The 20,912-nt window shown below is 37.3% G+C and carries 22 protein-coding genes; 6 read left to right on the forward strand and 16 right to left on the reverse strand.

Annotated features, from left to right (window positions below; genetic code table 11):
- Positions 1–191 precede the first annotated feature (191 nt).
- Entirely contained in the window at positions 192–1,886 is a 1,695-nt protein-coding gene (locus MM239_RS11725) for a hypothetical protein (protein ID WP_241348432.1), read from the forward strand.
- 441 nt (positions 1,887–2,327) lie between these two features.
- Here MM239_RS11725 and MM239_RS11730 read toward each other — a convergent pair whose 3' ends face one another.
- Together MM239_RS11730 and MM239_RS11735 are read right to left on the reverse strand one after the other, a co-directional pair.
- On the reverse strand, positions 2,328–2,657 hold the full coding sequence (locus MM239_RS11730; protein WP_241348433.1) for a transposase: 330 nt from the start codon (positions 2,655–2,657) through the stop codon (positions 2,328–2,330).
- 1,005 nt (positions 2,658–3,662) lie between these two features.
- Positions 3,663–4,457, reverse strand: coding sequence for an MOSC domain-containing protein (locus MM239_RS11735; RefSeq protein WP_241348434.1), 795 nt, complete (start codon positions 4,455–4,457; stop codon positions 3,663–3,665).
- Between the two features lie 512 nt (positions 4,458–4,969).
- Here MM239_RS11735 and dnaK point away from each other — a divergent pair.
- Together dnaK and MM239_RS11745 are read left to right on the forward strand one after the other, a co-directional pair.
- On the forward strand, positions 4,970–6,886 hold the full coding sequence (dnaK, locus tag MM239_RS11740; protein ID WP_241348435.1) for a molecular chaperone DnaK: 1,917 nt from the start codon (positions 4,970–4,972) through the stop codon (positions 6,884–6,886).
- A 168-nt stretch (positions 6,887–7,054) separates the two neighbouring features.
- Positions 7,055–7,429: a co-chaperone GroES gene (locus MM239_RS11745; RefSeq protein WP_241348436.1), complete on the forward strand. Its 375-nt coding sequence runs from the start codon at positions 7,055–7,057 to the stop codon at positions 7,427–7,429.
- Between the two features lie 146 nt (positions 7,430–7,575).
- Here MM239_RS11745 and MM239_RS11750 read toward each other — a convergent pair whose 3' ends face one another.
- From MM239_RS11750 to MM239_RS11805, 12 genes are all read right to left on the reverse strand, one after another.
- Positions 7,576–7,902, reverse strand: coding sequence for a HesB/IscA family protein (locus MM239_RS11750; RefSeq protein ID WP_241348437.1), 327 nt, complete (start codon positions 7,900–7,902; stop codon positions 7,576–7,578).
- Positions 7,903–8,068: 166 nt separating this feature from the next.
- Complete coding sequence (locus tag MM239_RS11755; RefSeq protein WP_241348438.1) at positions 8,069–8,461, reverse strand: VOC family protein; 393 nt, start codon at positions 8,459–8,461, stop codon at positions 8,069–8,071.
- Between the two features lie 144 nt (positions 8,462–8,605).
- Complete coding sequence (locus tag MM239_RS11760) at positions 8,606–9,238, reverse strand: NAD(P)H-dependent oxidoreductase (RefSeq protein WP_241348439.1); 633 nt, start codon at positions 9,236–9,238, stop codon at positions 8,606–8,608.
- A gap of 108 nt (positions 9,239–9,346) precedes the next feature.
- A complete protein-coding gene (moaCB, locus tag MM239_RS11765; protein ID WP_241348440.1) occupies positions 9,347–10,261 on the reverse strand; it encodes a bifunctional molybdenum cofactor biosynthesis protein MoaC/MoaB in 915 nt (304 codons plus the stop codon).
- 46 nt (positions 10,262–10,307) lie between these two features.
- The gene (locus tag MM239_RS11770) at positions 10,308–10,535 is read right to left on the reverse strand and encodes a nucleotidyltransferase domain-containing protein (RefSeq protein WP_241348441.1); all 228 of its coding nucleotides are present in this window, start codon (positions 10,533–10,535) and stop codon (positions 10,308–10,310) included.
- A 146-nt stretch (positions 10,536–10,681) separates the two neighbouring features.
- Positions 10,682–11,128, reverse strand: a complete 447-nt coding sequence (locus MM239_RS11775) for a molybdenum cofactor biosynthesis protein MoaE (protein WP_241348442.1) — start codon at positions 11,126–11,128, stop codon at positions 10,682–10,684.
- A 141-nt stretch (positions 11,129–11,269) separates the two neighbouring features.
- On the reverse strand, positions 11,270–12,385 hold the full coding sequence (locus MM239_RS11780; protein WP_241348443.1) for a HesA/MoeB/ThiF family protein: 1,116 nt from the start codon (positions 12,383–12,385) through the stop codon (positions 11,270–11,272).
- A gap of 3 nt (positions 12,386–12,388) precedes the next feature.
- Positions 12,389–12,616 carry a MoaD/ThiS family protein gene (locus tag MM239_RS11785; RefSeq protein WP_241348444.1) on the reverse strand — a complete coding sequence of 76 codons (228 nt, stop codon included), beginning with the start codon at positions 12,614–12,616 and terminating at the stop codon, positions 12,389–12,391.
- A 107-nt stretch (positions 12,617–12,723) separates the two neighbouring features.
- Positions 12,724–13,461, reverse strand: a complete 738-nt coding sequence (locus tag MM239_RS11790; protein WP_241348445.1) for a sulfite exporter TauE/SafE family protein — start codon at positions 13,459–13,461, stop codon at positions 12,724–12,726.
- A 1-nt stretch (position 13,462) separates the two neighbouring features.
- Entirely contained in the window at positions 13,463–14,641 is a 1,179-nt protein-coding gene (locus MM239_RS11795; RefSeq protein WP_241348446.1) for a molybdopterin molybdotransferase MoeA, read from the reverse strand.
- Between the two features lie 48 nt (positions 14,642–14,689).
- Complete coding sequence (gene moaA, locus MM239_RS11800) at positions 14,690–15,691, reverse strand: GTP 3',8-cyclase MoaA (protein ID WP_241348447.1); 1,002 nt, start codon at positions 15,689–15,691, stop codon at positions 14,690–14,692.
- Between the two features lie 203 nt (positions 15,692–15,894).
- Positions 15,895–16,839 (reverse strand): sterol desaturase family protein, encoded by a 945-nt coding sequence (locus MM239_RS11805; protein WP_241348448.1) that lies wholly within the window; start codon positions 16,837–16,839, stop codon positions 15,895–15,897.
- Between the two features lie 413 nt (positions 16,840–17,252).
- On the opposite strand from MM239_RS11805, the gene mce reads away from it, so the two are divergent.
- The 3 genes from mce to MM239_RS21000 all read left to right on the forward strand — a co-directional run bounded on the left by mce (position 17,253) and on the right by MM239_RS21000 (position 18,918).
- Positions 17,253–17,654, forward strand: coding sequence for a methylmalonyl-CoA epimerase (gene mce / locus MM239_RS11810; RefSeq protein ID WP_241348485.1), 402 nt, complete (start codon positions 17,253–17,255; stop codon positions 17,652–17,654).
- Between the two features lie 6 nt (positions 17,655–17,660).
- Complete coding sequence (gene thiL, locus MM239_RS11815) at positions 17,661–18,692, forward strand: thiamine-phosphate kinase (RefSeq protein ID WP_241348449.1); 1,032 nt, start codon at positions 17,661–17,663, stop codon at positions 18,690–18,692.
- 103 nt (positions 18,693–18,795) lie between these two features.
- Positions 18,796–18,918: a hypothetical protein gene (locus MM239_RS21000; RefSeq protein WP_262918635.1), complete on the forward strand. Its 123-nt coding sequence runs from the start codon at positions 18,796–18,798 to the stop codon at positions 18,916–18,918.
- A gap of 187 nt (positions 18,919–19,105) precedes the next feature.
- Here the strand turns inward: MM239_RS21000 and MM239_RS11820 are convergent, their stop codons facing one another.
- Positions 19,106–19,483 carry a hypothetical protein gene (locus MM239_RS11820; RefSeq protein ID WP_241348450.1) on the reverse strand — a complete coding sequence of 126 codons (378 nt, stop codon included), beginning with the start codon at positions 19,481–19,483 and terminating at the stop codon, positions 19,106–19,108.
- Positions 19,480–20,886 (reverse strand): 23S rRNA (uracil(1939)-C(5))-methyltransferase RlmD, encoded by a 1,407-nt coding sequence (rlmD, locus tag MM239_RS11825; RefSeq protein WP_241348451.1) that lies wholly within the window; start codon positions 20,884–20,886, stop codon positions 19,480–19,482. The genes MM239_RS11820 and rlmD overlap by 4 nt, the downstream gene beginning before the upstream one ends.
- Between the last annotated feature and the right edge of the window lie 26 nt (positions 20,887–20,912).

The following is a 20,912-nucleotide window of genomic DNA, read 5'->3' on the forward strand; positions in this document are numbered from 1 at the left end:
ATGCATGTGACTCAGGTTCAGTTATATAGGATTTTTTACGTTCCTTTTGAATAGCCCGAAGATTAATTCTTAAGCATAGTTGTAACAACCTAACAATCAACTTGAAAATTTATGCTCGGAATTGCTGCATTAGTCGGGGAATGTTGTATTTAAATTTGGAATTTTATAAAAATATTTGAAATTAATTAGTTATGAAAAATTGTTTATTTACATTATTTTTAATAATTCTCTTTTTTAGTTGTACAATTGAGAATGAATCTCCTATATCTAAATCAAAAGCTGAAGAATCCAGAGGGATTATTGATCCTAATGACCCAAACTTAGACCCTGAATGGAATTGGGAGCTGGGTTTAAACGGGCCTAATTATAGAAGTGATTTAAACCCCGATCAGTTTGGACAAGTTGAAGTTTGGGTTCATGACCCTTCTGTAAGTGGTTCACAAAATAATGCTCTAATCCCATTACCTTGGGTTGGTTCTTCTGAAACAGACTACAAAAAAGTCGATGGTTGGGAACTTTATATGAGAAATTTTGGAACATCTGGTAATGCTACTCATACACCTTATTTTGCTTTATATAACAAGTATACGGGTACGCTTAGTTTTTATATTTATAACTTTAGGCACACAGGTAGCCTAGTTTCTGGCTTTAGAGGTAATTTAAAGTTTTCCCAATCTGGGAATTCCATGTTAACCTTTACAGCAGAGCCTGAAAATTCAACTTTGGAAACATTTGACCCAAATGAGGGGATATATGCATTGTCCCGAACTATAAATTCATTCTGGATTAGGTTGGATTTTCCAATAGTTGGATACCATCCAAATGTTTCACAGAATACGTTGTTTGATCTTGAAGTAGTTCCTTTTACAAGTTTAAATGGTACTAGTACGATAGATCTTACCCAAACTCAATTAGGTGGAGGTAATTCGTCAAATTTTAATTTAGCCAATGGTCTTGCTTCTGGAATTGCAATGTCTAAATCATTAGCTGATTTAATTGATGCATATGGGAAGCTAAAATCAAGTTCAACTAGTGAACCTAACACTCGATTGATTAATTATGATGCTTCATATGAATCTGGTTTAAATGAAGTCAAATTAAAATCTATTAATGAAACTTCAAATAAAAGTAATAATTTTATTGATCCAGCGTCCTTATTTAAAGTAGTTAACTCTGGTTTTGGTTTAATAAAGTCATTTTTGGGAAGTAGTAACTCACCTAGGCAACTATTAAGCTTTAGTGGGTTTCAAGATATTCAATTAGAAATCCAGGGAACTGCGAATCCATATTCGCTTACATTTAACCCAAAACCAAATTCTCCTTTATCAATTAACTACCAAGTACCAATATACAATAAACAAATTGGTGTTTTAAATTTCCAAAGTAATCCTAACATAATTATTAGGCATTTGACTATTAACCATCCAGGAAATATGACAGTTGCTCCAAGAATTGATGTTGATGTCGAATATGACTTAGGAGGTATTGATGCCATAATTAATCCAGATATCGATCAAGACTTAGAATTAGTTGAAAAGAGAGTTAAACTTTGGGATGAAAGATCAAATGTTACATTTTTAGATTTAAATGAAGACCCTAAGCAAACAAACTGGCCTTGGGAATCTCACTGGCGAACTTATACAATAACTAATGTTTTATTGTATCGTGTTGTGTATCCTCGGGCTACCTATCAACAAGTTCTTGGGGGAAATCCGATTGTACCTAGATGGGAGGCAGGTTGGGATACAAATGTAGCTCCAGTTTTTGCTATGTTTGAATTTAAATTCAATAAAAAAAATTATTCAGGTGAACTTGATAATGAAATTGTATTTCAAAAATTAATCCCACTAGAAAGGAGTTTTGTAAATGGGTTTTTATTGAATTGAAAATCTGAAGTATCCATAAAATGTTTTGTGTATAGGGTAGGTTCAATTTCAAGGATCTACCCTGTTTTTTTATGTTTTGTAGGTGCTACAGTAGAAATTCTATATGAACATGGATGGATTTCTGTAAAACCTAGTTTTATCCTCTCTTCAACTTAAAGAAGGATGTTTCTCATTCTGGTTAAAAACAGTTTTCTATAATTTAGTTTTCTAGATTATTGAGCGTTTTTTGTATGATTCGAATTCCTATTAACCTGATTAATAAACATCGTGTCTTTAGTGCTTTTGCAAGATTCAAATCTGGTGCTGATTTAAGAAGTGACGAGCAAGTTGTGAAAAGTGGTGGCAGACAAACCTATTTCTATAAGTTGACTATTTGATATATTTTCTAACTCTTTAAGTTGGAAAAATATTAAAGAGGCTGTCCGAAATGGACGACCTTTTTTATGCTGCAATTCTCAGGGAGTAATCTCCTGATACTGTAGTCGATTGCCTTTTCTTTGTTTTTTTTGAATTCCAGTTCAAAACTTGGTCTATCAGTCTCAATTTTGTCTCTAATAGATAAGTTAAGGATTGATGGTTGAGTAGAAAAATTGTTTTAGCCACCATTTTTCTAAAATCATTTCCTATGGCAATTAATAAGAACTCCATCTCTACTTTTTCTAGACCTATGAATGAAAATCTATTAAATTTATTGTTGCTTTTGAGCTGATCAAATACGGCTTCTGGTTCAATATTACTATTGCTTCTATGTTTGTGCTTCTGTTCACTCATTAACTGTTATATTGCTTATTGTTTTAGAAAGTTAAGATGCTGGTTTACCTCTATATGTCGATTTCCTTTTGCTTGGTAGCATTCTATCCGTAGTGGACACCCTTCAATTTTTTTGCTTGATAATAAGCTACTTGAGGTTCATACTCGTTGTTTGATGTGAGTTTTCCAGTCTCTACATTATTCATTCGCTACCCCATTGGGCACACATAAAAATTTTTCTTTGCATTGTAAAAAAATTTGAACTATAAATGGATTGTTTTTTGACTTTCTCTTTTCTTCAATATGTCAGTAATTGTATTTCACATAAGCTTCAACATCTTTATTTTCAAGTATTTCATGGTTCTCTTCACTTCCGTGCCCTACATTGACGACTATTTCTTTAATATGTTTATTGTATGTTTCTTCAAAATCCGCTAAGTGTGTTGCTAAAGTAGTCGTATCACCAAATGTCTGATGAATATGTATTATGTAATAAACTGATAATCTGTCGATTTCTAAGGATTGTATGCTGGCTTTAATTGACCATTCTTCATTTTATACTCTTTCATTCGCATGAATATAACATCCTGATCTGCTGTAAGAGTATCTGCTCTCTAAAATATCAAGGTCTTTTTCATTTTTCTCCAATCTTGGAAAGTGTTCATCATGAAGTTTCTTTACGACTTTCTTTGGTGTTTATTTTAATTTATAGTTGAGTACTGATAGACGCTCTTTCAATTCCTGAGAATCAATCTTTTTAGGTAGGGCTTGCTGAAAAAGTCTCAGGTATGCCAGATTCAAAGCGGGTGAATGAAGATGTATACATATATTTCGAATGAGGCCAATGAAGAAGATGGTATGCCTGACTAGCCTAAAAATTTCGAGTTTTGAAATTTTTAGGAGCACGCAAATCGAGCTGGGTCATTGAATAAGCTTGCACCTGCTTAAAAAGACAATACTCAATAAATGGGGTATTCATCAAAATTTTAAGAATTTATTATCCAGTTAGCGTTTTTTCAGCACACCCTAAATACTACTTAAAGTGTCCCCAACCCTAACTTCAGCACCTTCAATGAGCACCATGTTTTGGCCAAACATTACTTTATTATTGATGGTCCTGTATGATGATAATGTTTTCAGGGGTTCCTTTCCTTTTTCGCCTGTCTCCTGATTGATTGTTGTCATCACACATCTGGCACAGGGCTTCACAATTTGAAAAGTTGAAGCGCCTATCTTGATTGTTTTTAACTTGTCTTCTACAAAAGCATCTCCTCCTTCAAACACAAAATTGGGTCTAAACCTGTCCATGGGTACTGGGACGGATAGCTTGTTGTTTAAGTCTTCCAAGGATGATTGACCTATAAGCAAAAACGGCATTCCATCAGCAAAACTTACAGATTCATTGTTTACGGCGTACTTTGTATTTACTTTCCTTTCTACATGATTGGGCATCTTGACCAAAATGCATTTCATGCCAAGTGCTTCTGAAAACCATGTGTTAGCTTCTTCAGAAACTACCTGTGCTTGAACAGTATCTTCCCAGATTTGCACGCTTATTAATTCTTCTGTACCGTCGTCAAATGGTATGCTTAATGGTCTTTGCGAAGTTTTTTTATTGTTTATTACAAGCTCATTTCCTGATAGCTCTACTTGGATTAGCGCCATATCTGGGTAAGTCCGCTGAGATAAAAAGTTTCCATTTTCATCGACAAGCATCCACCTTCTATCTAGTTGAATTCCTCTTTCTTCCAAAATTGCACTCTCTAGTCGAATTCCGCCGAGGGATTTGATAGGGTAAATGTAGATGTCTTTTAAAATCATGATTTGGGTCTTTTGCTTCCCAAGTTACAATCTTTTTAAATTATCAGGGATCTCCGGTTGGATCAATTTTGTAAAGACTGTATGAATTTGACTCTCTTGTCCTCTTTTGAGGTAGCTGATGGGATTAAGTACCCGTGTTATGAAAGAATTGTTTGAGGAGAGGTGCGAAAAGAGTAAGGCTGTAACTATGCATATCAGGAACACTACACTCCACTTGATTCTGTCATTATTTAGTTTTCTCTTGTAATATTGCGCCATACTACTAAGATACAATTCACCATAAAAAGGTTGCACCAATGATTCTTAAATGTCGTTAAACAGTAAGGAAAGTTAACATTTTTGTCAGTTCAGAATTGCTAGATGGATTAGTATTGTCAGGATTTTTGAATTTTTATGTCATCCAATACTGACATTGTGACTTGATTTGATGGGTGATTCGCCTTGGCACAAGGCTTGTCTAATGGGAATATGTAAAGACAATTTTGTAATCAAAAATTAGAAAAATATATATCATGGGAAAGATCATAGGTATTGATTTGGGTACTACCAACTCCTGTGTTGCCGTAATGGAAGGTAACGAGCCAGTGGTGATCCAAAACTCAGAAGGTAGAAGAACCACACCTTCAATCGTAGCATTCTTGGATAATGGAAATGGTGAGCGTAAAGTAGGTGATCCTGCAAAGCGTCAAGCTATCACAAACCCAGCAAATACGATTTCTTCTGTAAAGAGATTTATGGGTAAAAAGTTCTCTGAAGTATCAGAGGAGAAAAAACATGCATCTTATAAAGTAGAACAAGGTTCTAATGATACTGTTGCTGTAAAAATCGGTGACAGATCTTATACACCACAAGAATTGTCAGCGATGATTCTTCAGAAAATGAAGAGTACTGCTGAAGATTTTCTTGGTCAAGAGGTATCTGAAGCAGTAATTACTGTACCTGCATATTTTAATGATGCAGAGCGTCAAGCTACCAAAGAAGCAGGGCAAATCGCTGGTCTTGAAGTAAAAAGAATTATCAATGAGCCTACTGCAGCAGCTTTGGCTTATGGTATGGATAAGAAAAATCAGGACATGAAGATCGCAGTGTATGACCTTGGTGGTGGTACATTTGATGTCTCTATCCTTGAGCTAGGTGATGGCGTCTTTGAAGTGAAGTCAACCAACGGTGATGTTCACTTGGGTGGTGATGATTTCGATCAAGTGATCATCAATTGGCTAGCTGATGAGTTCAAAGGTGAAGAACAAATTGACCTGAGACAAGATCCAATGGCGCTTCAAAGATTGAAAGAGGCTGCTGAAAAAGCTAAAATCGAATTATCAAGTTCTTCTTCAACAGAGATCAACTTGCCATACATCACTGCTACTCAATCAGGTCCTAAGCACTTGGTGAGAACACTAAGCAGAGCTAAATTTGAGCAACTTTCTGAAGATCTAGTAAGAAGATCTATGGAGCCTTGTAAGAAAGCGCTTCAAGATGCAGGTCTTTCAGCATCTGAGATAGATGAAGTGATCTTAGTAGGTGGGTCTACTCGTATCCCTAAGATCCAAGAAGAAGTGGAGAAATTCTTCGGTAAAAAGCCTTCAAAAGGTGTGAATCCTGATGAGGTAGTGGCAATTGGTGCTGCTATTCAAGGTGGTGTGTTGACTGGAGAAGTGAAAGATGTGTTGTTGCTTGATGTGACTCCATTATCGTTGGGTATCGAGACTATGGGTGGCGTATTCACCAAGTTGATCGAGGCGAATACAACCATTCCTTCCAAAAAATCAGAGGTCTTCTCTACGGCAGCAGACAATCAACCAGCGGTAGATATCCATGTATTGCAAGGAGAGCGTCCAATGGCCAAAGATAACAGGACTATCGGTAGGTTCCAGTTGACGGATATTCCACCAGCACAGAGAGGAGTTCCTCAAATCGAAGTGACATTCGATATCGATGCTAATGGTATCTTGAATGTATCTGCAAAAGATAAAGGAACTGGTAAAGAGCAAAAGATCAAAATTGAAGCTTCTTCTGGTTTGTCTCAAGACGATATCGAAAGAATGAAAAGAGAAGCCGAAGCTAATGCAGCTGGTGACAAAGCCGAGAAAGAGAAGATTGAAAAATTGAATGGTGCTGATAGCTTGATTTTCCAAACTGAAAAGCAGTTGAAAGAATATGGAGAGAAGCTCTCTGATGGAAACAAAGCAAATATCTCTTCTGCATTAGAAACATTGAAGTCAGCTCACCAATCTCAGGATTTGGCGGGTATAGATGGAGCTATGGAAGGTCTGAATAAAGCTTGGGAAGCAGCTTCCCAAGAGATCTACAATGCTACACAAGGAGCAGGTCAGCAGCCAGGAGCTGATGCTTCTGCAAGTGGTGCAGCAGATGCTTCTGATAGTGTTTCGGATGTAGATTATGAAGAGGTTTCAGAAGATAAAAAATAAGTCTTTGTAACTTATATGAATTGGGCATCCATACTGGTTATGGATGCCTTTTTTTGTGAAGCAAACTAGGCTTTCGAATTCAAAACTTATTTCAGAAATGAAACCAATGCCAAAATTTTTTGAGTAAAAAAGTAATTTAAAAGTTAATCAGTAAAGAATCACTTAGAAATGAAGCTGACAGCAGACAATAAATTAAGGAAATTGATCATCGTAGGCGATAGGGTTTTGATCAAACTGCGAAAAGCAAATGAAAAGACCTCAGCAGGATTGTATTTGCCTCCAGGTGTGCAAGAAAAGGAAAAAGTACAGCAAGGATACATCATCAAGATTGGTCCAGGTTATCCTATTCCTTCACCAGTAGAAGATGATGAGCCATGGAAAGAAAGAGACGATCAAATCAAGTATATTCCACTTCAAGCCAAGGAAGGAGACATGGCAGTGTTTCTGGTCAATGGTAGCTTTGAAGTAATGTATGAAGGGGAGAAATACTTCATTGTACCTCAGCATTCCATTCTCATGCTCGAAAGAGAAGAGGAACTTTGATATGGCACCTATTCAATGAATAAACAAGAAACTAGTGTAGTATCAAGTGATGTACTACACTAGGTGATTTTTGTTGATACTTTTAAAAAAATAAAAAGCCTTCCCAACAATGAGAAGGCTTTTAGTAACTCTTTTAACCACAAATTTTAAATCGAAAAACTCTCGCCACATCCGCAAGTGCGTGAAGCATTTGGGTTTACAAATTGAAATCCTTTTCCATTGAGGCCGTCGGTAAACTCTAGCGTCGTACCAGCAAGATAAAGTAAGCTCTTGCGGTCTACTAGAATTTTGATTCCTTTATCTTCAAACACATGATCTGAATCCGCAAGTGTGGCGTCAAACCCTAAGTCGTACATTAAACCTGAGCAACCGCCTCCTTTTACAGAGACCCTTATATTTTCATTTTCAGATCGGCCTTCCTCTTTTCTCAGTTCGAGGATTCTGTCTTTGGCTTTTTCAGAAACTACTATCATATTAACTTTATTTTCTTATACCATTCCAAAACAAATAGATCATTGAAATGATTCAAGTGCAAATATACTTTAGACGGTTTGAACTACCAAGGATATGGGACACAAGACTATAGAAAGATCTTGATTGCTCCAAATTGGATTCTTTTTTATTATAATTTAACCACAATCACTTAACTGTTTCAATCAAGTCCCAGAGATTTCCATAAAGATCTTCAAATACAGCCACAGTACCATAACTTTCGATACTTGGTTCTCTGATGATTTTGATATGGTTATCAATTAAGTTTTGATAATCTCTATGGAAGTTGTCTGTGTGCAAAAATAAAAAGACACGTCCCCCAGTCTGGTTGCCAATTCTAGACTTTTGCTCATCGGTAGCGGCTTTTGCAAGTAGTAAAGCGCATCCTTCACCTCCCTTGGGTCTTACTAAAACCCATCTTTTGGAGGCTGTAAGTACAGTGTCTTCAATAAGCTCAAAATGTAGTTTTTCGGTATAAAAAGATATTGCCTTATCATAATCATCTACAACTATAGCTATGTGCTTTAAAATTTGCTTCATCTTTTTACGTAAATATATAAATGATTTTTAGAAAAGGGGAGTTGGCAATACTCCCAGCAAATCAACCCTTCGAGGGTTAATATAGCTTGAACCCTCGAAGTTTTCTCTTGGTTGACTTTATAAAGCGAATAGCTATTATATATTTTAAAGCTTCACAAAAAGCTCATCATGGGGTCTTCTTACTTTTTTGGCATTGGCCAAATGATCTTTTGCTTCATCTCTGTATCCTAAAGTAAGTAAGGTAGCAGCACTCATTCCTTTATCGGTCAACCCTAAAACCTTATCTACTTCAGCGGCATCAAATCCCTCCATAGGAGTGCTATCTATCCTAAGTTCAGCAGCGGCTACCAATGCAGTGCCAAGGGCGATGTAGGCTTGCTTTGAAGACCAGCTAAAAAACTCTTCTTCGCTTTGTTTGGTGAAATTGTTTTTCAAAGCATTAGCGTATTGATCTAAGGCTCCTTTTTCCATATTTCTTTCCTCATAAACCATTTCAAAATAAGTGTCAATTTGCTCTGTAGTGATTGATTTCCATGCTGCAAAAACGATTAGGTGAGACCCTTCGTTTACTTGAGGTTGCTTGACAGCTTTTTCAGATAATTTCTTTCTTAATGCTTCATCTTCGATGACAAAAACTGTAAAAGGTTGAAGTCCATTTGATGTCGCAGTCAGACTGATCGAATCCAAAATAGTTTTCAATTTGTCTTCAGACACTTTTTGACCATTCATTCTTTTGGTTGCATAGCGCCACTCTAAGTTATGTATTATATCATTCATAATGTTGTCTTATTAACTTATGTATATACATGTAATTAATCGAAATAGTTCAAGAAATTTATCTTTCTTTTTTAAAAAAATGTGACCTGAGATATGCTTTTGTTGAGCTTAGTGTCTGTACTTTGACCCTTGCAGGACTTTGAAAACATGCAATACGGCTGGAAATATTGAATCCATGGATTCTTCGGCTCCTTTGGTTGAGCCAGGAAGCGCAAGGACTAAGGTGTTGCCTATTAAACCTGCAACAGATCTTGAGAGCATGGCATATGGCATTCTAGATTGTCCATAGCTTCGAATAGCCTCTTCTATACCAGGCACTTCCCTTTCGATCAATGGTCTGATAGCTTCTGGAGTGACATCTCTAGGAGAGAGTCCAGTACCACCAGTAAAGATGACCAAGTCAAGCTTGGCATTTGTAAAGGTTTTTAATTGGTCTTGAATTGAAGTCATTTCGTCAGGGATGATCAGGTATTTTTCGACTTGAACATTCAAGGATTCTAACTTTTTCATAATCACTTTCCCAGCCTTGTCTTCCTTATTGCCTTCAGCAATACTGTCTGAACACACAATTACAGCTGCGTGTAGTATTTGCTCTTTATCTTTTGAAAAATCAGACTTGCCACCTTTTTTGTCTACCAACTTGATCTTTTCTATGCTAATGTTTTTATCTATTGGCTTCAGCATATCATACATCGTCAGTGCCACCACTGAGGCTGCATGCATGGCTTCCACTTCTACACCAGTTTTATAAATGGTATGAATCTCCACCATAATTAGGATTTCTAATTCTTTGACTTCATAACTTACACTAGTGAACTCTACAGGCAAGGGATGACAGTCAGGTATCATGTCAGCAGTTCGCTTTGCAGCAAAAAGCCCAGCTACTTTTGCCATTTCAAAAACATCACCTTTTGGAACCTTCTTATTGACTACAGCATCGATAGTTGTTTGAGAGCTTACTTTGACTATTGCTTGTGCGATAGCTTTTCTGAGTGTACTTGATTTATGTGTAATATTGATCATGTTAATGGAGAGATGTAATAGGCATTATTGAATGCTGTATGTTTCGTTAATTTCTTTTGTAAATTTCTTTTCCGACCCTATTTATATGTTTGATAAATTCAGGATTATTAATTCTATTGTAAATTGAAATATCAAATTTATATGGCAACATCAAATCATCTAAATCATACGCAATCTCTGTTTGTAAACTCAAATCAATATCACTTCCAATCAAAGAAAGGTCTATATCTGAAGCGGGTTTAAAATTGCCCATTGCTCTTGAGCCGTAGATCATACTTCCTCTACTTGAGGGTATTTCGAAAAGGCATCTCTAATGCCTATTATTTCTTCTTTTGTCAAGCCTGAAGCTTCCATTTTTTAGTAATTATTTGAATGATAAAGCTTTTTTTCAATTAACAAGTTAACTCTAGCTAAATTATATCAAGTATTTATCTTCCAGGCTGAATTTTCATTATCGATGATTTCTTTGCCCCATATTGGAAGTTCTTTTTTGATTCGTTCTACTAATTCTTCACATGCTCCCATGGCAGCCTTTCGATGTTTGGAAGAGGTAAAGACAAATAGGCAAATCTCACCAACTTTGACCTCACCTAGACTATGGTAGATGTGCATGCATGTCAAAGGATATTTAGCAAAAATAGCCTCACGAATCTCAAAAGCTTGCTGAAGTGCCATTTCTTCGTATGCTGTATAATTGATAGCTTGGACTGTTCCTTCTTCCTTTACATCAGCCCTGACTTGCCCCAAGAAAATACTATGGCCACCAATATCTGTTTTACTAGCGTGATTGGCTATAGATTGAGCAATTTTTTCTGGTGCTATTGCTCCAGAGACAAATATATTTTTTGGTGTTCTTTGTTTTTCCATATCGACTTTTTTGGGATATAATATGTTAGTTACTTGCAGCTCTATAATTGCTTTGCCTCATATTTGTTGTCATTAGATAGATGTACAAAGACAATAAGTTTTTATCATACAAGACATCATATGTGTGATTGTAGATTGAATTTACTTGGTACTTGGTACATTGTATTTAGTACTTTCTCTTTTTTCTACCCATTCATTTAATCCTCCTTTGACAGATTGAACATATTTATCTGGAAAAATACGCTGTAAAAATATGCTTGCTTTTAGGCTTCTCTTTCCAGTTTGACACATTAGAAATATATGTTGATATTTTGATAATTGTTGTCTTGAACCTTCTAATGCATCCATTTCTATTTTTAGGTGTGTTAAATCCTCCAGCTTGGGAAATTCTGATTTTGCTCGAATGTCTATAAGTACCACTTGATCATTGTTTGCTAGTGAGTTGATGACTTCATTCCATTCAGCTTCTTGATCAAGTCCACAAAAATCTCGATAGTCTATGTCTTGGAAAGCCGAAACATTTTCTGGTCTGTAGCTTTCAGCCTGTGGATTTTTAGAGAGTTTTACTTGATATGTTTTGTTACTGAGCAAGTTGTAGAATAGGATGCTATCAGCCAAAGTTTCTCCATATCCTGTCAGAAATTTGATGCATTCAGAAGCCATCAAAGTACCTATGATCCCCGGTAGCACCCCTAGGACACCGGTTTCGTTGCAGTTTGGAACTTCTAGTGCGGATGGTGGAGTAGGATAGAGGTCTCGGTAGTCGACAGACTGTTCGTCTTTGGTATTGAAAATGGCAACTTGTCCTTCATTTTGATAAATAGCTCCGAAAACCAAAGGCTTTTTCATCAATACACACGCATCATTCACCAAGTATCTAGTGGGAAAATTGTCCGAACCATCAAGTATGATGTCATACATTTTGATAATTTCTAAACAGTTTTCCTTTGAAATAAAGTTGGGATATGCCTCAATAGCAATGTCATCGTATTTCTTTTTCAGTGCACTTTGAGTAGTGATGGCTTTATTTTTACCGATATCATCTTGGCCAAAGAGAATTTGTCTATTGAGGTTTGAAATAGAGACTGTGTCTCCATCGACGATACCAATGCGTCCGACTCCAGCAGCAGCTAGGTACTGAATAGCAGGGCAGCCTAATCCACCCGCTCCGATGATTAGGATACTGGATGCTTGAAGTTTTTGCTGTGCAGTAGTACCAAACCCAGGGAGAAAATGTTGTCGCTCAAACCTATTCATAGATCATCCTCCAGAGAATGGTGGAAGTAAAGCGATTTCTACATCCATGGGAATGGAAACATCACCCGAAGTCAATTTTTTATCGATCGCAATGCTAAACTTCATCTTCTGTAAGTCAGGAAATTGCTGGTATAAATACCCTTTTAAGATTTCGGTATTTGGGAAGTTGTCTACTTGCAACTCTTCTTGACCTATTATTTCAGCGATTTTTCCAAAAGCAAGTATTTTCATGATATGGTTGATTTGTAAACGGTACTATTCAAATATAACATTCGATATGTTTGTAGGGAATGTTTTGTTAGAATATTTATGATGTGTTTCGTTTATTGTTAGGGTAGTTAGCTCAAAACGAGCTTAATAGCTGCAATGAAAAGCACTACTGTCAATGTGTATTTTACAGCTTTGAAATTGAAAACATTAGCGCCAAAATATGCGCCTAAAGCTCCTCCTACTATTGTCAAAGGCATAAGAATCCAAAGCTGCGGATCATAAGTTATATTAAGGAAATTTGATCCCAAAAGCCCTGATATAGAATTGAGGCAGATAAATAGTGCGCTAACAGCTGCTGTTTCTTTCATGTCTGTCCAGCCCAGAAGCAACAATATTGGAGATAAGATAATGCCTCCACCGATTCCAATTAATCCAGAAATAAATCCGATTCCTAATCCAAGTGCACCTAGAAGCGCCCAGTTTTCTTTGATTTGTTTACCTTTTGATTTAGGGAAAACATTCAAAAACCTGAGGATTGGGAAAAACAAAAGAATTCCTAGAATTTGCTTATACAAGGTTGCATCTATCAGTATTTTGCCACCTACGAAAGCAGCTGGTACGGAAAAAATAATGATGTAAAGAAATAGTTTAATAGGGAATTTGACTGTTTTTCTAAATGCCAAAAACGCCATCGAAGATACGATGATATTCAAAATGAGTGCTGTAGGACGGATTTCCGCTGGTGCAAAATTGAAGATGGTCAAAAACATCAAGTAGCTACTAGCACCACCATGCCCAACAGCTGCGTACAAGAATGCTACCAAGGGAAGCAATATAAAAAGTACCCAAGTAAACCCTTCCATCATTTTACCATAAGTAAATGGCCACTTTTTCTCCTTTTTGCATGTGTGAGATGCCTTCTGGGATCAGTGCAAACCCATCACACTGGGCAAATGCTTTCAAGTTGAATGACTCTTGACCTTCTAAAACTTTAACTTGACCATCTATAATTTTGACTTTAAGGAAAAAAGTTAGGTCTGCATTTTTATTTACATCACTTTCCAAAGGTAAAGTTACTTGCGGCTTCCATACATTGTTCTTTCCAAGCCACTGAAGTATGGATGGTTTGACGTATTGATTGAAGCAAGTGATGACAGAGGCGGGGTTACCTGGAAGCGCAAATATTAATTGTTGAGATTTTTTCCCAGCAAAAATTGGTTTCCCGGGTCTCTGCTTGATTTTATAAAACAATTCTGAGACTTTGGTATTTTCTAAACCTTCTTTGACAAAATCATAGTCACCAACTGAAATACCTCCTGATATGATGATGATATCATGAATAGCCAATGCTTTGTCGATGGCTTGTTTTACAATATTAGGCTGATCATCTACTTTGAAAGTTTCTATTTTTTCTACTCCCAAATACCTGAGGTAAGCAATCAATAAAGGGCCATTGGCATTGTAAATCTGTCCAAATTCTAATGGTTGACCAACTTCTTTGATTTCGTTCCCAGTGATGATAAGCCCTACTGAGGGAGTTGAAAATACTCCTACGGTTGCTATACCTACGGATGCTAATAAGCCTACAGTTCCAGCAGTTATGAGACTTCCTGCATCTAGTATTTTAGTCCCAGCTTGAGTTTGGGCTCCTTTCTTTCGGACATGATCTCCTTGCTTTACCTTTCCGATGTCAAAAGTTATCTGATCATTGCTTCGTTGAACCCACTCTTGCTGAATAACGGTGTCTGCACCAGCTGGAATTGGTGCGCCAGTGAAAATTCTTATCGCTTTCCCTTTGCCCAGCGTCCCTTTGGGAATACTTCCAGCGGCAATCTCCCCTTCAACTGGGAATGAGTTTAAGCTGTTAGGATCATATGCAAATGCATAGCCATCCATGGCGGAATTGTCAAAAGAAGGAACATCCATTGGTGAAAAGATATCCTCAGCTACAACATGACCTATAGCTTCTTCTAGTGGCAGAAAAGTGATTTTACCTTTTAAGGTGTTTTTTTCTAAGATTGATTTGGCTTCTGATACACTTATCATAGCTTGATTTTTTGGTTCTTACGAGGGTAGAGTTTATTTGGCTAGAGATCAGCCACCAATTTTGATCATGCTCCTGTTTTGAATTTTTTCTGCAGATGCTTTGGTGTAATCTGTGGATAATTGCCCACCTAGCGCAGCATGCTTTTTACTTACAGCTAGCCTCACAAGTGGTTCTATGTCTTTTCCAGCTCTCAAAGCTCCTAGAAGATCCATTTCGTCTTTACCAAATAAGCAGTTTTTCATTTTACCATCAGCTGTAAGTCGCAGCCTGTTACATGTGCCACAAAAATGCTCACTCATCGTTGTGATAAATGCAAAAGTACCTGCATGACCATTTGCTTGATAGGCTTTTGCTGTATCGTTCGGATCATCTTGGAGTTTTGAGATTTCGTATTTCGAAGAGATGATGTCAAGCATCTTTGCAGCTGTGAGTACTTTGTCTTTGTTCCAAAGATTACCTGCGAAGGGCATAAACTCTATGAATCTTACATGAAGCGGTAGGTCTTTGGTAATAGCTACAAAGTCCAAAATCTCTTTCTCAATGATTCCATTTAGCGCTACTACATTGATTTTGACCCTGAATTGATGCTTTATAAGAAGCTGTATATTGTTCCAAACTTGGGAAAATTGATCTCTTTTAGTGAGTTTATAAAAAGTCTCGGGACTCAAAGTGTCCAAACTAATGTTTACTTTTTTTACCCCTGATGCTTTAAGGTTTGATATATACTTATCTATCAACACGCCGTTGCTTGTGAGTGTGAGCTCTACAGGAAGTTCGGAAAGGTTGGCAAGAATAAGAGGGAATTCTTTTCTTACGAGTGGCTCCCCCCCTGTAAGCCTAATCTTATCTACGCCGAGAGAGACGAATTTTTTGGCCATATCGTATATCTCATTAGGCTGCATAAGCTGTGCATTAGGCATTCCTTCGATGTCTTCTTCAGGCATACAATAGCTGCATCTAAAGTTGCAATTATCAGTCAGTGAGATCCTAAGGTAATTGTGAACCCTTCCATGCTTATCTTCCAACGGAACTTTCTTCTCTTTCATCATGGACAAAGTAATGTTAAAAATCCTCTTCTCCAACCTTTTTCTGATAGCTATCAAAAAGCTTATTGTGATGCTGTCAAAATCGCTATTATTAGAGAAATTTAACAGGACAGGTATTCAAACCTATCCTGTTAAGTATTTATTTATTTTCTGAATATTTATTCGAAAACCTAATCAATATCTCAATTAGTGCAAGTTAATGGGATTTAAACTTTAACACTTTCTCGAATTGGTTGACCGATAGTCTCCTGTTTTTTTACAGTGCTTTCTCTTTCAGTCCTGTACCTGGCTTTTACAGCTTCAAGCTCACTTGGTCGCGTAAAGACCATGGCATAAGCCTCTTTGAATGATTTAGAACTTCTTACATCCTTTACGATATCATTCCATTCATGGAAATTCAAGGTGATAGGGTTATAAGAGTTTACGTTTTTGGTTAAGCCGTAAGTAGGTCTTTCTTCTTCAGGCATAAATGTACCAAACATTCTATCCCAGATAATGAAGGTAGACCCATAGTTTTTGTCCAGATATTTCTCATTGCTCGCATGATGTACCCTGTGGTGAGAAGGTGTTGTGAAGAAATATTCGATAGGTCTAGGAAGTTTGTTGATGTACTCCGTATGAATCCAGAACTGATACAATACAGCTACTTGATGACAAATGAAGAATACCACCGGATGGAAACCTGCCAGTGCAACTGGAATAAAGAAAATGATCTTAATGTGTTGCGTCCAGCTTAATCTAAAGGAAACGGACCAGTTGTATTTTTCTGAATTGTGGTGTGTGACATGAGTGGCCCACCAGAACCTATTTTCATGTGCAATGCGGTGCGCCCAATATCTCCAAAAATCCAACCAAAACAAGCATAGAACATAAGCCCACCAAGTATTAGGGATAGACCAAGGCACCAAGTTGTAAAAGAACAAGATGATTCCAAACGTCACCACTTTGATCGCAGCACTCATGCCTACATTGACCAAGCCTATAAAAGTGGCAGAAATTGTATCTTTGCTATCGTAATAATCTTTTTTCTCCCTGTAAGAATAGATCCATTCCAATACAACCAATCCTATCATCACTGGTGCAGCGTATAAGATTATGTTAGGAAGATCTAAGCTGAAAATTTGATCAAGGGTTAATTTTTCTTTGTTCATTTTGAAATGTTTGGTGGTTGATGGTAATATAAATATTGATGGTTTTCATATGAAACGCAATACTTCTGTATTACAATATCATTTTAGTAAAATGATGTGTTAATTTATATGGATTGATCAAACTTTTGGAGTTTCTATTCAATCAAAGGTTGAAGTATTGGTTTGAAATAAATATAAAAGCATAGAGTTATCAAAAAGGTTCCTTACCTTTTTATCTTAAGCCTCATTTAAATGCTGTGGGGTTTTTGCATTTCGCTGGTGAGGGTGAGTTTGAATGAAGGATGTTATACTTATTAGCAGTTTTAATCATTGTTTATTCTTCGATAGGAAGTTATTCGTATAATTTCACCTTTTCAAAAAAGGTAATATTCCTAAATATAAGAATTATTTTTGTCAAAAATAAAAATGCCATGATGAGAAAAATAGAACATATAGGTATTGCTGTAAAGGATTTGAAGGCTTCAAATGATTTGTTCAGAAGATTGTTGGGGAAGGATAGTTATAAGGAGGAGGAAGTAGCTGGAGAGGGAGTGCTGACCTCTTTTTTTCAAGTAGGGGAGACAAAGGTAGAGCTACTACAAGCTAGTAGGCCTGATAGTCCAATTGCTAAGTATTTGGAAAAAAAGGCAGAAGGTGTTCATCACTTAGCTTTTGATGTGGAAGATATTCATGGAGAAGTGCTAAGATTGAAGGCTGCTGGATTTGAAATCCTGAATGAAACGCCAAAATCAGGTGCGGACAATAAATTAGTCGTATTTTTGCATCCCAAGTCTACAAACGGCGTGTTGGTAGAGTTGTGTCAAGAAAGAAAATAATAAAAAATGGAAGAGCAAAAGAGGACAGAGATTGGGTCTTTAGGCGAGTTTGGTCTTATCGATCGATTGAATAAAAATATAGAAATCAAAAACCCGTCTACTTTCAAAGGGATAGGTGATGATGCGGCAGTGATTGAATCAGGAGATCATGTCAAAGTGCTTACTACTGATTTACTTTTGGAGGGGGTTCACTTTGACCTTTCGTATGCACCATTGCAGCATGTAGGGTTCAAGGCAGTGGCAGTCAATGTCTCTGATGTAGCAGCCATGAATGCCATTCCCACACAGATTACAGTGAGTATTGCCCTATCCAACAGGTTTTCTGTGGAAGCAGTAGAGGCATTGTATGCTGGGATCAATGCTGCCGCTGCACATTATGGGGTGGATGTGGTAGGAGGAGATACTACAGCCTCGCGGTCTGGCTTAGTGATTGGTATCACAGCCATTGGGGAAGGTAAAAAAGAGACACTATCCTATCGCTCGGGGGCGAAAGTGAATGACATCATTTGCGTGACGGGCGATCTTGGTGGTGCATTAGTAGGATTACAAATTTTAGAAAGAGAGAAGCAGGTTTTTATGGCTGATCCAAATATGAAGCCAGCCTTAGATGGTTATTCTTATGTAACAGGAAGACAACTCAAACCAGATGCTCGTATGGATATCATCCATGAGCTAAGAGAATTGGGTGTAGTCCCTACAAGTATGATAGATATTTCTGATGGGTTGGCTTCAGAGCTGTTTCATATCAGTAAGGCATCCGATGTAGGGGTGACCATTTATGAAGATAAGCTTCCTATTGACAAACAGACTTATGATAACGCAGTGGAATTGAATATGGACCCCATAACTTGTGTACTTAATGGGGGAGAGGATTATGAATTGCTGTTTACGATAGATCAGAAGGATTTTGAGAAGCTAGAGAAGCATGCTGATGTACATTTTATCGGGCATGTTGCCAAGCCAGAGGAAGGTAAACATTTGGTGACCAAAAGCGGAACAGCCGTTGCACTAAAAGCCCAAGGTTGGAAACACTTTTGATTTATTTCACATAGAGAAGGGGAAGCGAAAAGATTCCCCTTTTCTATGTGAATTAGTTGTTGTCATGTGTATTTATAGCGTAATTGTAACAACTTTTGATATTATGAAAGATTTTGTAAAGGGCTCGAAGTTTTATCCATTGGAGATAGTGAATGATGATAGGGAGCCTGATGCGATGCTTGAGTACCTGCTTTTTTACAAAAATATCATCGTTAGGAAAGAATAATACACGTCGCTCCGACGGAGCTAAAAATCAAGGGACTAATACTTTTTTACAAACAGAATGCTCCTACAGAGTAAAAACAACTGATTCCCTTAAATTGCCTCATCGGGGCAAACTGTTTGTAGAAACTTCTTCTTTGCGCACCTCTGCATCTTAGCGACACCAGCGAGCTCATAAACAGAGCTCTAGGCTACTCCTCTGGGAAAGGCACATATACAAAGCTGGTGAACTCTTGATCCATCACGAAGAGGCAACAGAACTCATCAGGGTTTTTATAGTTTTTTTCAAACTCTTCCAACAAGTCCTCAGCAATCAATTTCCTTTGGATAAATTCATCCACATAGGTGATGTAATAATTCCAGTCGAGATTTTTTTCTTCACGACCTAGAAGCAGCTGACCTATAGGCTGCTCTTCTTTAGAAATTGGGAAAATGGGGTATTTGGAAAACTTCCTACTTCTGACTTGGTAAGAAGCTTCCTTGAGGATATCGGAAACTTTTAAGAAGTCCTTGGTGATGGTTCCAAGGTATTTTCCGTTTAGTTCTGGATCATTGAAGTCTGATATCATGGCTTAAGGGTCAGTCTGATTACATTTTCTACATGGTAAGTTTGTGGAAACATATCCACAGGCTGTATTTTGTCTACCGTATATTTCTCAGCTAGCAAAGCCACGTCACGTGCTTGTGTGGCTGGGTTGCAGCTGACATAGACGATTTTTGGTGCTTCTAGTTTGAGGAGCATATTTACCACATCATCATGCATACCTGCACGAGGCGGGTCGGTGATGATAACATCAGGACGAGCATGCTTTTCGATAAACTCATCATTGAGCATATCTTTCATATCACCTGCATAGAACAATGTATTGTCAAGTTCATTGACTTTCGAATTCAGCTTGGCATCTACAATGGCGGCTTCTACATATTCGATTCCAATGACTTGCTTGGCTTGTTTGGCTACAAAGTTTGCAATTGTGCCTGTACCAGTGTATAAATCATACACTACCTCGTCTCCCTGAAGTTCAGCAAAATCTCTGGTGACCTTGTAAAGCTCGTAGGCTTGCTCAGAATTGGTTTGATAAAAGGATTTTGGTCCGATTCTGAATTTCAAGCCTTCCATTTCCTCCTCTATATAATCCTTACCAGCAAAAGTCACCACTTCCAGATCATTGAAAGTCTCATTTTTCTTGAGATTGATGATGTATAGTAATGAGGTGATCTGTGGGAATTTTTCATGAAGAAAATTCATGACCAGGTCGATTTCTTCGGCATTATCACCACCAAACTGAACAATAACCATGCTTTCTCCAGTACTAGTAGATCGGATGATAAGGTTACGAAGAAGACCTACTTGATTTCTAATGTCGTAGAAAGAAAGGTTGTTTAGCAGGGCAAAATTTCTCAGTTCATTTCTAACATCATTTGAAATATTCCCTTGCAGGTAGCAATGCTCGATGTCTACGATTTTGTCGTACATCTTTGGGATATGAAAGCCAAGTGCATTTCTTTCAAATTCAGCCCCAGAGTCGATTTCTTCTCTCGTGAGCCACCTGTTATTTGAAAAAGTGAAGTCAAGCTTATTTCTATAGTATTGGGTTCTTGCAGAGCCGAGTATAGGCATCACCTCTGGAATGTTTATCTTGGCAATTCTATTGAATTGATCTACAACTTGTTGCCTTTTATATGTCTTTTGTAGTTCGTAGTTGATGTGTTGCCATTTACAACCACCGCAAGTGCCAAAGTGTGAACAGAATGGTTCGATTCTATCTTTGGAGTATTCATGGAAATGTATGGCTTCACCCTCCATAAATGAGCTCTTGCCCCTAGTGATCCTTACATCGACCACATCACCTGGTGCTACATTTTGAACAAATACCACTTTGCCTTCATGGTGTGCGACACATTTTCCTTCGGTTGCAATTCTTTCTATACTCAGGTTTTTTACAACCTTATTTTTCATCTTTCTAGACATGCCCGCAAAATTAATCAAAATTATGA

Origin of the sequence: Belliella filtrata (genome assembly GCF_022549775.1) — a bacterium.
Classification (GTDB): domain Bacteria; phylum Bacteroidota; class Bacteroidia; order Cytophagales; family Cyclobacteriaceae; genus Belliella; species Belliella filtrata.

Excerpts from the sequence above, each read along its gene's own strand:
- mce (WP_241348485.1), top strand. The coding sequence starts at position 17,253 with ATGAGAAAAATAGAACATATAGGTATTGCTGTAAAGGATTTGAAGGCT.
- MM239_RS11725 (WP_241348432.1), top strand. The coding sequence starts at position 192 with ATGAAAAATTGTTTATTTACATTATTTTTAATAATTCTCTTTTTTAGT.
- MM239_RS11750 (WP_241348437.1), bottom strand. The coding sequence starts at position 7,902 with ATGATAGTAGTTTCTGAAAAAGCCAAAGACAGAATCCTCGAACTGAGA.
- MM239_RS21000 (WP_262918635.1), top strand. The coding sequence starts at position 18,796 with ATGAAAGATTTTGTAAAGGGCTCGAAGTTTTATCCATTGGAGATAGTG.
- dnaK (WP_241348435.1), top strand. The coding sequence starts at position 4,970 with ATGGGAAAGATCATAGGTATTGATTTGGGTACTACCAACTCCTGTGTT.
- MM239_RS11745 (WP_241348436.1), top strand. The coding sequence starts at position 7,055 with ATGAAGCTGACAGCAGACAATAAATTAAGGAAATTGATCATCGTAGGC.
- rlmD (WP_241348451.1), bottom strand. The coding sequence starts at position 20,886 with ATGTCTAGAAAGATGAAAAATAAGGTTGTAAAAAACCTGAGTATAGAA.
- MM239_RS11775 (WP_241348442.1), bottom strand. The coding sequence starts at position 11,128 with ATGGAAAAACAAAGAACACCAAAAAATATATTTGTCTCTGGAGCAATA.
- MM239_RS11805 (WP_241348448.1), bottom strand. The coding sequence starts at position 16,839 with ATGAACAAAGAAAAATTAACCCTTGATCAAATTTTCAGCTTAGATCTT.
- MM239_RS11780 (WP_241348443.1), bottom strand. The coding sequence starts at position 12,385 with ATGAATAGGTTTGAGCGACAACATTTTCTCCCTGGGTTTGGTACTACT.
- moaCB (WP_241348440.1), bottom strand. The coding sequence starts at position 10,261 with ATGATCAATATTACACATAAATCAAGTACACTCAGAAAAGCTATCGCA.
- MM239_RS11755 (WP_241348438.1), bottom strand. The coding sequence starts at position 8,461 with ATGAAGCAAATTTTAAAGCACATAGCTATAGTTGTAGATGATTATGAT.
- MM239_RS11770 (WP_241348441.1), bottom strand. The coding sequence starts at position 10,535 with ATGATCTACGGCTCAAGAGCAATGGGCAATTTTAAACCCGCTTCAGAT.
- moaA (WP_241348447.1), bottom strand. The coding sequence starts at position 15,691 with ATGATGAAAGAGAAGAAAGTTCCGTTGGAAGATAAGCATGGAAGGGTT.
- MM239_RS11790 (WP_241348445.1), bottom strand. The coding sequence starts at position 13,461 with ATGATGGAAGGGTTTACTTGGGTACTTTTTATATTGCTTCCCTTGGTA.
- MM239_RS11785 (WP_241348444.1), bottom strand. The coding sequence starts at position 12,616 with ATGAAAATACTTGCTTTTGGAAAAATCGCTGAAATAATAGGTCAAGAA.
- MM239_RS11795 (WP_241348446.1), bottom strand. The coding sequence starts at position 14,641 with ATGATAAGTGTATCAGAAGCCAAATCAATCTTAGAAAAAAACACCTTA.
- MM239_RS11820 (WP_241348450.1), bottom strand. The coding sequence starts at position 19,483 with ATGATATCAGACTTCAATGATCCAGAACTAAACGGAAAATACCTTGGA.
- MM239_RS11735 (WP_241348434.1), bottom strand. The coding sequence starts at position 4,457 with ATGATTTTAAAAGACATCTACATTTACCCTATCAAATCCCTCGGCGGA.
- MM239_RS11730 (WP_241348433.1), bottom strand. The coding sequence starts at position 2,657 with ATGAGTGAACAGAAGCACAAACATAGAAGCAATAGTAATATTGAACCA.
- thiL (WP_241348449.1), top strand. The coding sequence starts at position 17,661 with ATGGAAGAGCAAAAGAGGACAGAGATTGGGTCTTTAGGCGAGTTTGGT.
- MM239_RS11760 (WP_241348439.1), bottom strand. The coding sequence starts at position 9,238 with ATGAATGATATAATACATAACTTAGAGTGGCGCTATGCAACCAAAAGA.